Origin of the sequence: Clostridium aciditolerans (genome assembly GCF_016316925.1) — a bacterium.
Classification (GTDB): Bacteria; Bacillota; Clostridia; order Clostridiales; family Clostridiaceae; genus Clostridium_AM; species Clostridium_AM aciditolerans.
This window is the reverse complement of record NZ_JAEEGB010000004.1, coordinates 1-12,546: the sequence shown is the minus strand read 5'-3', so window position 1 is coordinate 12,546 and position 12,546 is coordinate 1. Positions and strand designations below refer to the sequence as shown.

At 30.0% G+C, this 12,546-nt stretch carries 25 protein-coding genes, 1 riboswitch and 1 other annotated feature; of the genes, 4 read left to right on the top strand and 21 right to left on the bottom strand.

Translation table 11 applies throughout. The features are described from left to right. Window positions 1–27 precede the first annotated feature (27 nt). From rsxE to I6U51_RS02775, 6 genes are all read right to left on the bottom strand, one after another. Window positions 28–702, bottom strand: coding sequence for an electron transport complex subunit RsxE (gene rsxE / locus I6U51_RS02800; protein ID WP_178905972.1), 675 nt, complete (start codon window positions 700–702; stop codon window positions 28–30). After that, a complete protein-coding gene (locus I6U51_RS02795) occupies window positions 702–1,274 on the bottom strand; it encodes an RnfABCDGE type electron transport complex subunit G (protein WP_211141091.1) in 573 nt (190 codons plus the stop codon). Before I6U51_RS02795 ends, rsxE begins: the two co-directional genes overlap by 1 nt. Continuing rightward, window positions 1,275–2,207, bottom strand: a complete 933-nt coding sequence (locus I6U51_RS02790; protein WP_211141090.1) for an RnfABCDGE type electron transport complex subunit D — start codon at window positions 2,205–2,207, stop codon at window positions 1,275–1,277. It lies immediately after the preceding gene. Window positions 2,208–2,226: 19 nt separating this feature from the next. Beyond that, on the bottom strand, window positions 2,227–3,543 hold the full coding sequence (rsxC, locus tag I6U51_RS02785) for an electron transport complex subunit RsxC (RefSeq protein ID WP_211141089.1): 1,317 nt from the start codon (window positions 3,541–3,543) through the stop codon (window positions 2,227–2,229). A 133-nt stretch (window positions 3,544–3,676) separates the two neighbouring features. Beyond that, window positions 3,677–3,730, bottom strand: a sequence feature (sodium ion sensor (DUF1646 type); this cis-regulatory element may regulate processes involved in with the transportation of sodium ions). Between the two features lie 47 nt (window positions 3,731–3,777). After that, entirely contained in the window at window positions 3,778–4,164 is a 387-nt protein-coding gene (locus I6U51_RS02780; RefSeq protein WP_211141088.1) for a ribosomal maturation YjgA family protein, read from the bottom strand. A 69-nt stretch (window positions 4,165–4,233) separates the two neighbouring features. After that, window positions 4,234–4,395, bottom strand: coding sequence for an aspartyl-phosphate phosphatase Spo0E family protein (locus I6U51_RS02775; RefSeq protein ID WP_308039954.1), 162 nt, complete (start codon window positions 4,393–4,395; stop codon window positions 4,234–4,236). 349 nt (window positions 4,396–4,744) lie between these two features. On the opposite strand from I6U51_RS02775, the gene I6U51_RS02770 reads away from it, so the two are divergent. Next, window positions 4,745–4,918, top strand: a complete 174-nt coding sequence (locus I6U51_RS02770; RefSeq protein ID WP_211141087.1) for a hypothetical protein — start codon at window positions 4,745–4,747, stop codon at window positions 4,916–4,918. Window positions 4,919–4,984: 66 nt separating this feature from the next. Here the strand turns inward: I6U51_RS02770 and I6U51_RS02765 are convergent, their stop codons facing one another. The 5 genes from I6U51_RS02765 to I6U51_RS02745 form a co-directional block, all read right to left on the bottom strand. Further along, complete coding sequence (locus I6U51_RS02765) at window positions 4,985–5,182, bottom strand: alpha/beta-type small acid-soluble spore protein (RefSeq protein WP_211141086.1); 198 nt, start codon at window positions 5,180–5,182, stop codon at window positions 4,985–4,987. A 466-nt stretch (window positions 5,183–5,648) separates the two neighbouring features. Next, window positions 5,649–5,840, bottom strand: coding sequence for an asparagine synthase (locus I6U51_RS02760; protein ID WP_211141085.1), 192 nt, complete (start codon window positions 5,838–5,840; stop codon window positions 5,649–5,651). A gap of 90 nt (window positions 5,841–5,930) precedes the next feature. Beyond that, entirely contained in the window at window positions 5,931–6,089 is a 159-nt protein-coding gene (locus I6U51_RS02755; RefSeq protein ID WP_178905963.1) for a hypothetical protein, read from the bottom strand. Between the two features lie 119 nt (window positions 6,090–6,208). Beyond that, window positions 6,209–6,358, bottom strand: a complete 150-nt coding sequence (locus tag I6U51_RS02750) for a polynucleotide phosphorylase (protein WP_211141084.1) — start codon at window positions 6,356–6,358, stop codon at window positions 6,209–6,211. Window positions 6,359–6,496: 138 nt separating this feature from the next. Continuing rightward, the gene (locus tag I6U51_RS02745) at window positions 6,497–6,697 is read right to left on the bottom strand and encodes an alpha/beta-type small acid-soluble spore protein (RefSeq protein WP_211141083.1); all 201 of its coding nucleotides are present in this window, start codon (window positions 6,695–6,697) and stop codon (window positions 6,497–6,499) included. 202 nt (window positions 6,698–6,899) lie between these two features. On the opposite strand from I6U51_RS02745, the gene I6U51_RS02740 reads away from it, so the two are divergent. Further along, window positions 6,900–7,253 carry a DUF2512 family protein gene (locus tag I6U51_RS02740; protein ID WP_211141082.1) on the top strand — a complete coding sequence of 118 codons (354 nt, stop codon included), beginning with the start codon at window positions 6,900–6,902 and terminating at the stop codon, window positions 7,251–7,253. A 47-nt stretch (window positions 7,254–7,300) separates the two neighbouring features. Here I6U51_RS02740 and I6U51_RS02735 read toward each other — a convergent pair whose 3' ends face one another. From I6U51_RS02735 to I6U51_RS02700, 10 genes are all read right to left on the bottom strand, one after another. Next, complete coding sequence (locus I6U51_RS02735) at window positions 7,301–7,507, bottom strand: hypothetical protein (RefSeq protein WP_211141081.1); 207 nt, start codon at window positions 7,505–7,507, stop codon at window positions 7,301–7,303. Window positions 7,508–7,602: 95 nt separating this feature from the next. Further along, window positions 7,603–7,752 (bottom strand): hypothetical protein, encoded by a 150-nt coding sequence (locus I6U51_RS02730; RefSeq protein WP_178905958.1) that lies wholly within the window; start codon window positions 7,750–7,752, stop codon window positions 7,603–7,605. Between the two features lie 21 nt (window positions 7,753–7,773). Beyond that, complete coding sequence (locus I6U51_RS25000; protein ID WP_281395920.1) at window positions 7,774–7,908, bottom strand: hypothetical protein; 135 nt, start codon at window positions 7,906–7,908, stop codon at window positions 7,774–7,776. A gap of 91 nt (window positions 7,909–7,999) precedes the next feature. Beyond that, complete coding sequence (locus I6U51_RS02725) at window positions 8,000–8,545, bottom strand: MEDS domain-containing protein (protein WP_211141080.1); 546 nt, start codon at window positions 8,543–8,545, stop codon at window positions 8,000–8,002. A gap of 83 nt (window positions 8,546–8,628) precedes the next feature. Further along, on the bottom strand, window positions 8,629–9,411 hold the full coding sequence (locus tag I6U51_RS02720) for an NUDIX hydrolase (RefSeq protein ID WP_211141079.1): 783 nt from the start codon (window positions 9,409–9,411) through the stop codon (window positions 8,629–8,631). Window positions 9,412–9,578: 167 nt separating this feature from the next. Next, window positions 9,579–9,722 carry a hypothetical protein gene (locus tag I6U51_RS02715; RefSeq protein ID WP_211141078.1) on the bottom strand — a complete coding sequence of 48 codons (144 nt, stop codon included), beginning with the start codon at window positions 9,720–9,722 and terminating at the stop codon, window positions 9,579–9,581. Between the two features lie 14 nt (window positions 9,723–9,736). Continuing rightward, window positions 9,737–9,895: a hypothetical protein gene (locus I6U51_RS02710; protein ID WP_211141077.1), complete on the bottom strand. Its 159-nt coding sequence runs from the start codon at window positions 9,893–9,895 to the stop codon at window positions 9,737–9,739. Between the two features lie 12 nt (window positions 9,896–9,907). Continuing rightward, on the bottom strand, window positions 9,908–10,108 hold the full coding sequence (locus I6U51_RS02705) for an H-type small acid-soluble spore protein (RefSeq protein ID WP_211141076.1): 201 nt from the start codon (window positions 10,106–10,108) through the stop codon (window positions 9,908–9,910). Window positions 10,109–10,148: 40 nt separating this feature from the next. Continuing rightward, window positions 10,149–10,283, bottom strand: a complete 135-nt coding sequence (locus I6U51_RS24995; protein ID WP_281395919.1) for a hypothetical protein — start codon at window positions 10,281–10,283, stop codon at window positions 10,149–10,151. A gap of 58 nt (window positions 10,284–10,341) precedes the next feature. Then, window positions 10,342–10,503 (bottom strand): CPC_1213 family protein, encoded by a 162-nt coding sequence (locus I6U51_RS02700; protein WP_178905952.1) that lies wholly within the window; start codon window positions 10,501–10,503, stop codon window positions 10,342–10,344. 221 nt (window positions 10,504–10,724) lie between these two features. On the opposite strand from I6U51_RS02700, the gene I6U51_RS02695 reads away from it, so the two are divergent. After that, complete coding sequence (locus I6U51_RS02695; protein WP_211141075.1) at window positions 10,725–11,810, top strand: putative NPN-dependent ornithine cyclodeaminase; 1,086 nt, start codon at window positions 10,725–10,727, stop codon at window positions 11,808–11,810. Window positions 11,811–11,993: 183 nt separating this feature from the next. Further along, window positions 11,994–12,076: riboswitch (ZMP/ZTP riboswitch) on the top strand. Between the two features lie 74 nt (window positions 12,077–12,150). After that, the coding region (locus I6U51_RS02690) for a pyruvate formate lyase family protein (RefSeq protein ID WP_281395918.1) at window positions 12,151–12,546 on the top strand (396 nt) is incomplete at its 3' end.

Genomic DNA, 12,546 nt, shown 5'->3' with positions numbered 1-12,546 from the left:
TTGAACATCCTTTCTTTCAATACACTGCTATTTGATAGAAGAACATGCGGATTTATTAGGACAATGTGCACAGCCTTCAAATTCAGAAATTCTTTTGTTCCCTTTTCCACTCTTTTTAAGCTTTGAATAATTAAGAAGTGCCATTAAAATTCCTAACGTAAAGAATGCACCTGGTGCAAGTATCATAATCAAAGCAGGTTCATATGAAATTGGAGCAATTTGAATATCAAATATTTTACCAGTGCCTAGAAATTCTCTTATGATTCCTATAACTCCTAAAGCTAATGTAAAACCTATTCCTTGACCAAGTCCATCAAATATTGAAGAAATAGGATCATTTTTAGAAGCATAGGCTTCTGCTCTTCCAAGAATAACACAGTTAACAACAATAAGTGGTATAAATATACCAAGAGACTTATATAATGAAGGTACAAAACCTTGCATCAAAAACTGGATAAGAGTAACAAATCCGGCTATTACAACTATAAAACTAGGTATTCGTATTTTATCAGGTATAAATTTTCTAAGAAGGGATATAACAAAATTAGAACCCATTAACACCACAGTTGATGCTAATCCCATTCCTATACCATTTTTTGCACTTGTAGTAACAGCTAAAGTAGGACACATTGCTAGAACTTGTACAAATATTGCATTTTCAGTAAAAATACCATTTTTAAGCCTTTCCTTAATGCTTGCCATTATTTTTGTCCCCCTTTCAACTTGTTTTTATAAAAATCTACAGCTTCGTTAACTCCAGTAGTAACTGCTTTTGAAGTAATTGTAGCACCTGTCATGGCTTCAATTTCATTTGGTTTTGATACAGCATGTTTTACTACTTCAAGAGCATTAGCTAAAGGCTTATTCTTATATTGTCCTGAAAATTTTGGCTGCACAGCATTAGCACCAAGTCCTGGAGTTTCAGATTGAGATAATATTTTAATTCCTGTAACCTCTCCTTTAGTAGAAATACCTACCATAGTTTGTATTTCTCCACTATAACCTTTGCTGGAAACTTTTATGGTGTATCCTATAGTTTTAGAATCTGCTATTGCTTCGTTAACTTCTAAAATATTTTTTTCATTAACACCTTGAACTTTTTTAAAATCTTCTGCATCTGTAATTAACTCTTTCATAGCCTCTTTATTAGTTTTAACATTTTGATTTTCTATAGGTACCTTAGTAATTGAATAAGCACCTGCTAGTATAAATCCTGCCACTGAGGCAATAATTAAAAGAATTAATCCTAATTTAACTATTTCTTTATCCTTCAATTACTTCACCTCCCCAAAGACTCTTGGAGTTACATATTTATCTATTAGTGGAACAAACAAATTCATAATTAATATAGAATAGGACACTCCTTCAGGATAACCTCCAAAAATACGAATTACTGTAGCTAAAAAACCACATCCTATTCCAAATACAATTTGACCATTGGCTGTCATTGGAGAGGTCGTGTAATCCGTCGCCATAAAGAAAGCACCTAGCATAAGACCACCAGCAAATATTTCATAAATGCCGTTCCCAGTCATTGATCCGTTCCTGCCTATAATAGTTGTGAGTATTAAAACTGTAGCTATATAAGATACTGGTATATGCCATGTAATAATTCTTTTATAGAAAAGATAAGCAGCACCAATTAGCAGCGCTAAGGCTGAAGTCTCACCTATACATCCACCTACATGTCCTATAAAAACATTATATAAACTCGGTAAATTTCCTTGATGTGATTTTAAAATTGCAAGTGGTGTAGCTGAAGTAATTTCATCCATCTTCCATGTAGTCATAGCAACAGGATAACAAGCAAGTAAAAATGCTCTTCCTGCTAGTGCTGGATTAACTATATTTTGTCCTATGCCTCCAAAAAACTCCTTAACTATAAGTATAGTAAAGATACTACCGACAACCGCCATCCATAGAGGTAAGGTTGGTGGAACATTAAAGGCAAGTAAAAGACCCGTTACCACCGAACTATAGTTGCCAATAGTAATCGGACGTTTTGTAATCTTTTGCCATGCATACTCTGTGGCAACACAGGATATAACTGTTGTTAATATCACAAGTAAAGCTTGAGTTTTAAAAAAATATACTCCCGCTATGGTTGCTGGTATTAAGGCAATTATTACATCCCTCATAATTGATTTTGTAGAATCATTATCACGAATATGTGGGGATGACGATAATGCAAAATTTGTTTTAATCATTATAGTGCCACTCCTTAATCTATTTTTTTCTATTTGCTATAATCCTTCTTTTGGCTGTACGTATAGATTGTACTAAATGACGCTTAGCTGGGCATGAGAAGGTACAGCATCCACATTCAATACAATCCATGCCATGGAGCTTTTCAAAAGCCTCGTCTTCTTTTCTTCTTGAATAAGAATCAAGAAAACTTGGAGTTAATTTCATAGGGCAAACTTGTACACATCTACTGCATCTAATACAGCTTGATTCCTCTAGTATTGCCGCTTGTTCCTTTGTTAAGCAAAGTATCCCTGAGGTTCCCTTAACAACTGGAACTTCTAAGGAGGATATAGTCATTCCCATCATTGGTCCTCCTCCTATAATCTTTATAGGCTCTTCCTTAAAACCTTCGCAGGCTTCTATCAGTTCAGACCAAGATGTACCAAGCTTGACCTTTAAATTTTTAGGGTTTTTAACAGCTTCTCCCGTTACAGTTACAACTCTTGTCATAACCGGCCTTCCAAGCACTACTGCATTATATATTTCACGAACAGTTGTAATATTTTGCACAACACATCCTACATCTGCTGGTAACTTACCGGAAGGAACTTCTCTTTTAGTAATAGCATATATTAGTTGTTTTTCAGCACCCTGAGGATACTTTGTCTTTAAGAGAGCTACCTCCATATTAGGAATATCCTTAAGAGTTTTTTTCATTAACTGCACTGCATTCATCTTATTATTTTCAATTCCAACATATATTTTGACTTGTGGGAATAGGAATGCTAATACCTTTAACCCTTCAACTATTTCACCAGTTTCTTCAAGCATTAATCTATGGTCACAGGTTAAATAAGGTTCACACTCTGCAGCATTTATCACTATAGAATCAATAGGCTTATCTGGTGGAGGATTTAGCTTTACATGAGTTGGAAAAGTTGCTCCACCCATTCCCACTACTCCAGCTTCTCTAATAAGACCTATTATTTCTTCTTTAGATAACTTGTAATACTCTTTAGACTTTGGTATTTCTATTTCTTCATAAAGCTCATCATTTTTAACAATTATAGACATAACCTTGCTTCCATTAGATGTAGGCATTTCAATAACTTTTTCCACTGTTCCAGAAACAGAGCTGTGCACTGGAGAGGAAACAAAACCCTTTGCCTCACCAATCTTTTGTCCAACTAATACTCTGTCTCCTTTTTTTACTAAAGGAGTACAAGGAGCACCTATATGTTGTGACATCGGATATATTAATAATCCTTTTGGAAGTAATTCTTCAATAGCTTTATTTTCAGTAAGGTATTTCCCATGTGGTGGGTGGATACCTCTTTTAAAAGTGAATATATTCATAAGTAAACCTCCCTTGTATAAATAAAATGCATTTCTTTAGAGAAAAATTTAACGCATTTAGCAAAACAAATAAAAGAATAAATTTAAACACTAGGTATTTCAAAAAATAAAAAAAATGGGATACTCAAATAAGAGTTTCCCACCCTAGAAACAAATTTCTTGGAATCAAACTTTAGTTTGTCCAACCGATAAAAAAATATTACGTAAAGAATATACCATAAAATTTATATTAGTTCAATTTTTAAATAAAAAAAGTTCCATAATTACTCCTACTCCAATTCCTATAGCATAGGCTAGTAAGTCACTCCATAAAAATGCATATCCTAATACCAATCCTCCTATTGTTGTTTTTCTAATACTATCTATCCAACTTGTATGGTATAACTGGCTTAATTCAATAAAATAGCAAAATGCTATTGCTATTAATGCAACTTTCTTTGTCTCTATAGTTCTAAAAATAAAACCGAATGTAAAGAAAATCATTAACGCCCAAAGAGCATCACCTAAATATGTATTTAAAAATCCTGGTATAAGATTACTCATTCTTCTTGAGCATAATCCTAAAATAATTACAACTAGTACCATAAGCCCATACTGCAGCCTATTGCGTTTATAAGTCATACTTAAACCTCACCTTAGATTACTTTTTTAAATTAATGAACTGATGATTAATATAAAAATTTTTAAGATTTAAATGAACAATCTATTGTACTCATTTAAGCTACAATCTAGCATTTGGCTTGCTAATATCACTTCCGGATCAGTTAAACTGCCCTTTCTATTTATCAAGTCATGCATATAGTCTCTCATCTTTTCTATTTTCTTAATTTTTTCAATTAACTGCTTGTCCACTATAAGCACCTCCATTTTTAAATAACAATATCGATATAAGTTACTATAAAGTTATTATTATCTCCTAATTATAATTATACACGATTCCAAACAAATATTCAACCATTATTTACAAAATTTAAGATATTTTTGAATTAAATTTGTATAAAAAATAGAACTTTAACTCTTTAATCAACTAAATATTATTAAAATACAAATTAATTCGATAAAAAATAAGCACATGAATTTAACAAGTGCTCCACTGTAATGACATTAACTATTTGTTTTTTATAATAATTTTTTCTTATCTATTTATTTTTTGTAATATCATAATATTAATTTAATATATTTAGCATAAGGGGGTTTTAGTGTGATGAATTATCATATTTTTGCTATAGTTGGTATTCTCGGTATGATATTATTTATTTCGGTAATGGGATTGCTTATATATTCTCTTATCCTATTTATTAAATTTGCTAATTTAGGAATAGAGTCATTTACAATTTACATTAATAAAAATTCTAAAAGTAACAATTTAAACTAGTATTTTAATAATTTATAGGTAATAAAAAGTCAGAGTTAGTTTAACTCTGACTTTCATTCTAGTATATTATTGTAAGCCTTTTTCATAAGCTTCTACCATTTTTTTAACCATTTGTCCTCCAACAGAACCATTTTCTCTTGAAGTAAGATCTCCATTATATCCTTCTTTTAGATTTACACCTACTTCTCTAGCTGCTTCCATTTTAAATCTATCTAATCCTGCTTTTGCTTGTGGTACTAACACTCTATTTCCTCTACTTGCCATAATCTAGTTCCTCCTTTTAATTTATTAAATGTTTGATTGTAGTATAAGTTTATGTATTTTTCTATTTAATAACCTATTAAATTGCATGTAAAAAATCTAGTTGCTGCTAAAGGTTGTATTAAAAACTATTAATTAATGTTTGTAGCTCATTAGTATAAAACTTAAAATTTTGGCTAAAATATATAATGCCTTGATAATGTAACACTACCCATAAAATTATGATTAACATCTACTTAAAACAATTAGCCGCAGAATTAAAATAACTCTGATTAAATTCAGGGTTATTTTAATTTAAAACCATAAAATATTATATCTACTTCTCAACTTACCTTATATAATTAGTATAAAAACTTTTATTTGAGGTTAAACTTTATTTGAGATTGATAAAATAATTAATCTCGCTATAATAAATTTCCTTCATTTAAAAAAGAAGCTAGGTTTAAAGCCTGGCTTCTTTTAAGTTGTTTTATCTATGATCAATTAAATCTATTGTTCCTAGTACTATATGGGCTAATCCAAATCCTAATGCAGCGGTTTCTGCCATAGGCAACATTTCTTTTCTCTTTATTCCTCTCTTTTTCATATCCATTGCCCTTAGAGCTACTGCTCCTGTGGTTACTGCAACACCTAAAACTGTAGGTACTAAACCTTCTCTCATATAGCTACCTCCTAAAATTAAATGTATTATTATTTTTCCTAATACCACTTTACTTTATTCTAGATTTAAGTGCCTTGCCTTCCACATTGTTTATTCATTTCTAGGATTATAATAATAATTTGTTATAATTTGAGTAGATATATAAGTATCGTCTCCATATGCTTGACTATCTATATCTGAGTCATTTTGTGGATCTAGACTTTTTACTTGTTTTCTATCGGGTTCTTGTTTTGAATATGTTTTTTTCATATAAGCACTCCCTTCTAAACTTATTTTCTTACATAGAAAGTATTTTATACTTTGTAATAATATTTGGGATTAAAATAAATATTCCTGAGGTTATCAAATATAACCTCAGGAATATTACACTATCTGTTTTGTTCCATAACCATAAAATAATATGCTGTACCAAATTCTTCATTAAAGTTTTTTTCTAATTCTCTCATCTTTTTTTCTTGATGTTCCTTTAAATCTGCATATTCTAAGGTTTTTATGCTATTCATAAACTTATCTTCCATCTAAATACCTCCTAGTATCCAAATATATTTAAGATATGATTCTTTATTATTTTAATAATTACATTATATTTTTATGCAACAATTTTATAATTATAAAAGGTCAGATGGTAAATGACCCATCTGACTCTCTATATATCTTTATCTTAAGCCTCTTTCATATGACTCAACCATTCTCTTAACCATTTCTCCACCTATTGAACCATTTTCTCTAGATGTTAAATTTCCTTTATCTATATTTTCATAATTTGGTAACCCAAAATCACTTGCTACTTCTACCTTAAATTGGTTTAATGCATATTTAGCTTCTGGTACTAATACTCTATTTCCTCTGCTTGCCATAAAATATTACCTCCTCTTAAACCTTTATAAGTTTTATGTGGTTGCATATAATATTTACTTGTATTATAAGTTTGCTCCATTACAGATTTATTAATCTATTTAATTAGATGAAAAGCAGCTATTATTTTTCAAAATTGGGACAGAATATTATCATATTAATAAACAAATCTATATATTAAATAAAGAAGGGAGCCTTATATTTATGGTTGGTTTCATAACAAAAATTATAATTTTTCCCGTTATATTATCACTATCTAACTATATATTTACATATATATATTATCCATATTTTTATCAAGCTATATTTGTTGGTATTATACTTGCCGCAATAACTCATTTGATAGATTTGGCTCTATTAAGACCAGGATTTTTAATAATAAATACAATAGGTGAGTTTTTAGTAGGATTTGCAGTTGTTTATTCTACACAGTTTTTACTTCCAGGTGCTTCAGTTAATTTGATTGGAACTTCAATAGCTGCAACTATTATAACAATTGTTGAATTTTTTATTAACAGATATTTATTAACTAATACTAAATTAAAAAAACTTGAGTAATTAACTCCAGCTTTATACATTAATAAAACAAAAGAGCTTTTCAGCTCTTATTTGTCTTTTATGCCATTTAATTCATACATAAATGGCTTTATTTCTTCTTCTTTTATTGTTCCATCTTTATTATACCCTGTTTGCATTGTAGGTTTAATTTCTATTGTTTTTATCTCATCTGCAGCTCTATTAGCTTCATTGATGTCTTTTATTTCTTTAAGTCTTTCCTCACTTATTTGTTGCCCTATCATATGTCTTTTCATAACATTCACCCTCTTTACAGCTTATATGATTCCTTAGCTAGGCATTGAAAACCTCAGTTATGTATTCTGAGGTTTTCAAGTTCTCTTTAATTTATTTACATGTCTTCATTTTTTATTCTTAATATTTCTGTATGGCTTAACTGAGTTTGTTGTATAGTCTGTGAAATACTATTCCCTTTATCAAGTAATCTTTTTGCATGCCTAATAGCTTGTGCATGCGGAAGTTTTTGATTTTTTTTAACCATAGCGCATCCTCCAAACGTAAACTAATGTGGTTTTACATTATCGTTTTTCTTTTGTCTTTCTACTCTATCTTTTTCGTGTCTATTTTCACCATTATCCATTGTATCTAATCCTATGGCTGCAGCTTGCTTATTTGTCAATTTACCTTTAGCACTCATAAAAAACACCTCACTCCCAAATTTATTTTTTCCAAAGCAAAGTGTTTTATGCTTTTATAATTAAAGCAAAAATACCAGATGCATGTAACCTTTATATGCATCTGGTATTTTTCATTAATCTAAACTTATAGAATCTGTAATTATGATCATCGAAAGATTGTTCTAGTAAAGTATCATTGATAAATTTCTTTTTATTAATATAATCATCAAAATCGTAAGCACACATTATAGAGATATTCTTTCCTTCAACAGCCTCAGTTAGCACCTTTTCGAAATCTAAAAAATCTTCATTCGATACTTTTTTTAATGAATAACTTACTTGATTAACGATTCTTATACCTAAATAGCCTTTATCTTTCGCCTTTCTTTCACAATCAAGAAAATAATCAGCTAAACATTTTATTCCTTGATTATGATAAATCTGCATTAAATGTGGAATATTAAAAGTTTCTATCTGAAAACCTTCTTTACATAAGCTTTCGGAAATAACTTTATACAACTCCGGTTCTACATGTAAATATACTAATTGTTTCTCTTCACTTCCCTTATTTACATAATCGTAAATATTAACAAGCATATGTTCTATTCCACAGTAATATAAAACACAATGCACTCCGTACACCTCATAATTACCCATAATAGTTATCCTTTTCATAATATAGTTTTAACAAATATATTCTACAATTTATACATATATTCCTTCTAAAAATTAACTATAGTTCATACACTTTTATTTACTTTTTCTATAATATTTTGACAAGTTCTATCTAAATTCACTTGAGTTAATTCATCACATTTAAACCATTTTCCTTCATATTCTACATCAACATTATAATCATCAGACATCTCAATGTAAATTACATCTGTTTTATATAAAATTCCATTGTTTTCACTTAAAAAAAACCCTATATCCTTTGTTAATTTGTTGTTAAGATTATTAGTATATTTCGATATAAATTGATTTTTTTGAGAAGGTAACTTAAATTGTTGATTTTTTTCGTTATAAAACAATAAACAATACTTAGCTTTGTTTACTATTTTACATATAAAAAATTCCTTTTTTTTAATAAATTTATCCGAATTTATAATATTTCTCAATGGAACTATATCATTATAAGTTATTCTCTCTAAATCACTATCATCATAAAAATCTTTCCACTTAATATCCACTAATTCATAATATTGTTTTAATTCTGGTTCTGGTTCATATCCAACCTTAGCCTTTCCCTCAGTAGGATATGCTAAAAAAGTCACTACTCGATTATACATAGAAGTTTTTATTTGAGGCACTCCTTCCATTTTTATAGGTAAGAGTTTAACCTTTAATCCAGTTTCTTCATAGGCCTCTCTTATTGCAGCTTCTTCATCAGTTTCACCAAGCTCCCTTCCCCCTCCAGGGACTCCCCAAAAATATAGATCTCTTTTTATATCATGATGCTTTAGTAAAATATACTTTCCATTTTCTACAACAAAAATTTGAACTCTTGTATCTCTCTTAAGCATTCCATTCACCGCCTCGCAAACTTATTCTATAAATCGAAACTATTCTATTGTATTTATTATACAACATCCTTCAAGGTTTATATCATAAATTTACATAAACAGAATTCTAAGCTCTATATTAATTAAAAGGCTAATGAATTTATACTCCATCAGCCTTTGATTATAATTTAAAAGTGTTTTGTTATATCCTTCTGTACTCTTTTTATATCCTTTTCTCTTAGATGTGTTTCCTTTCTAATTTTATCTCCTGTCTCTCCATCTAAAAGCATCTCTCTAGCTCTCTCCTTTAGGTTATCTACTTTATCACTCATAGCTAGACCTCCTTTTATCTGTTACCATTCATTTTATCCTTAGCCTTTATTACATCCTGTTCATTAAGATCTGTTATTTCTTTTATTTCTCCCATACCCATTCCTTTATCAAGCAAATCTTTAGCTGTTTCCATTGCTTTTTCATGATGCCCTTTATTTCTCCATCTTCCCATAAATAAACACCTCTATCTATCTATATTAATTATTTTTCTTGTATCTACCAAATCATCTACTGGGACATAAACGTTTTCTCGCATATCCAAAATTCTAATCTTAACTCTCCCGGTTTTATCATCTACACCATCAAGCCATACTGAATGACGATTATATAGTACTTCTATATTCTCCGATGAGCTCATTATTTCTTTAACCCTTTTTATATCCATAATAAATTACCTCCACCTCTTGCAAATATATCCAACTAGTTTAATCTGCATTCCAATTTTCCTTAGTATTTTTCCCATTTTTATGCTCTGCCTTATATTTTGCACTTCTAGAATGATATTTCGCACTATTAGGGTCATCTGACCACTTTTTAGGTTGCTTGTTTCTATTTTCCATAAAAACTCTCCTTTTACTCATTATTTATATAAAAATTATATTTCTGTATAATAACTTACTACTCTTCATCTAATCCTACTAATGAGTCCAGATGTTTTTCAGATTGCGTACCAAACTTTGCTCTTGAACTTTCATCTTGTGGACTGTGATCTATATGTTTTTTTCTAAATCTTCCATCTTCTTTTTTATTATTATTTGTGTACTTCATTTTGTTTTGCATACACATCTCTCCTTTCTAGTACTAGCTTTTCCTCTATGGTTGTTTTTATGCTTAAAGAATAAACCTTCAAGTATAGTTAAAGAATATAATTATATTAGTCATATCTATTAATGTTTTATATATTTTATATTTACTACTAAACAGTACTTTGATAAAATTTATCTACTAGATACTATATTAAATAAGTTAAAAACTTAAATTTTTTATATGGAGGTGCTTTTATGAGCTTTAAATTACCTAAATATCACTCACCAAATTTTGAAAAAGAACCTTTTATATCAGCTCCTGACGTTAAAACTGAAAGAGTTACATTAAAAGGAGTAGCTCCCGATAACTATCATGCAACATCAATATATCCTGAATACTTTAAGATAGATGGAGAATGGATTCTCGCTTCTGAGAGCCGCATGGATTGTGTTGTAGTTGTCAATGAAAATAAAAAATTGGATGTCAAAGAATTTAGAAATTTAAATGTTGGAGATAATGTTGTTCTAGGTAGAAGAGAAAATGCTGAAGATGGTATATTTGTATATGTCGATGGTTTTATACAAGATACAGTTGAGGAGCAATCATTTGCATTCAGATCCGGCCGAACAAGGGAAAGTTCATATTCAAAAGACTATGATAGTTTGTATGAACTATTAAAATATGAAAAGGATAACGGATACATATTATGGGTTTTAGGGCCTGCTGTAATATTTGACCATGATTCAAAAAATGCTATGTCTCAATTAATTGAACGTGGTTATGTTGATGCCATTTTCGCAGGAAATGCATTGGCAACGCATGATTTAGAAGGTTCAGTATTAAGAACTGCTTTGGGCCAGGACATCTATACACAATATTCAGTTTTCAATGGTCATTATAATCATATCGATATTATTAATAAAGCTAGGCGTGCAGGTTCATTAGAAAAATTTGTTGAAAATGAAAATATTACAGATGGAGTAGTTTATACCTGTATAAAAAACAATATTCCTCTAGTACTAGCTGGCTCAATAAGGGATGATGGGCCTTTGCCTCCTGTCATTGCCAATGTTTATGATGCCCAAAATGCCATGAGGATTCACTGTAAAAAGGCGACTACTGTTATCTGTCTTGCAACGCAACTTCACACTATAGCCACAGGAAATATGACACCGATGTATAAAGTTGAAAATGACAAAATAAGACCAGTTTACATATATACTGTAGATATATCTGAGTTTGGAGTGAATAAACTTAGAGATAGAGGAAGCTTGGAAGTAACTTCAGTTGTTACCAATGTTCAGGATTTCCTCGTTAATATAGCTAATAATTTAGTTTAAAGAAAAATAGATTTTAGAGTAATTAAAATATTTAACTCTAAAATCTATTTTTTGTTTAAATTGAATTTTTTAGATTTAGTAATTGACATAAATTAGATTATTCGTTACTATTATAATATAATTAAAAAAAGTCAAAAAATTTTCAAATTACTTTACAACATTTAGTCTTTGTATTGACTTTACAATTAGTCACATTACTGGCGGAAGTGGAGTTTACCACAGGGAGTGTGATTTGTAAAAAAATGCCGACCGCCTGGGCAAAATGTCCAGGTGGTATTACGCTTTTTGATGCCTTCTGGACTACTAGTAAACTATTTTTTTATTTTAAGGAGGCATTTTTATGAAAAAAAAGGTATGGCAAGGATTCCAATTAGGAAAATGGACAGAAACAATAGACGTAAGAGACTTCATACAAAAGAACTATACAATGTATGATGGAGATAAAAGCTTCTTAGCAGCTCCAACAGTTAAAACTAAAAACTTATGGGACAAGGCAGAAGCTCTTATTATAGAAGAAATTAAAAAAGGCGTTATGGACGTTGAAGCTAATGAGTTCTCTGGTATAAACAACTTCAAGCCAGGATACTTAGATAAAGAAAATGAAGTAATCGTTGGATATCAAACAGATGCTCCATTAAAGAGAATAATGAACCCATTCGGTGGAATGAGAATGGTTGAGCAATCCCTTGAAGAATACGGCTTTAAAATGGATGAGGAATTAAACAAGAACTTTAAG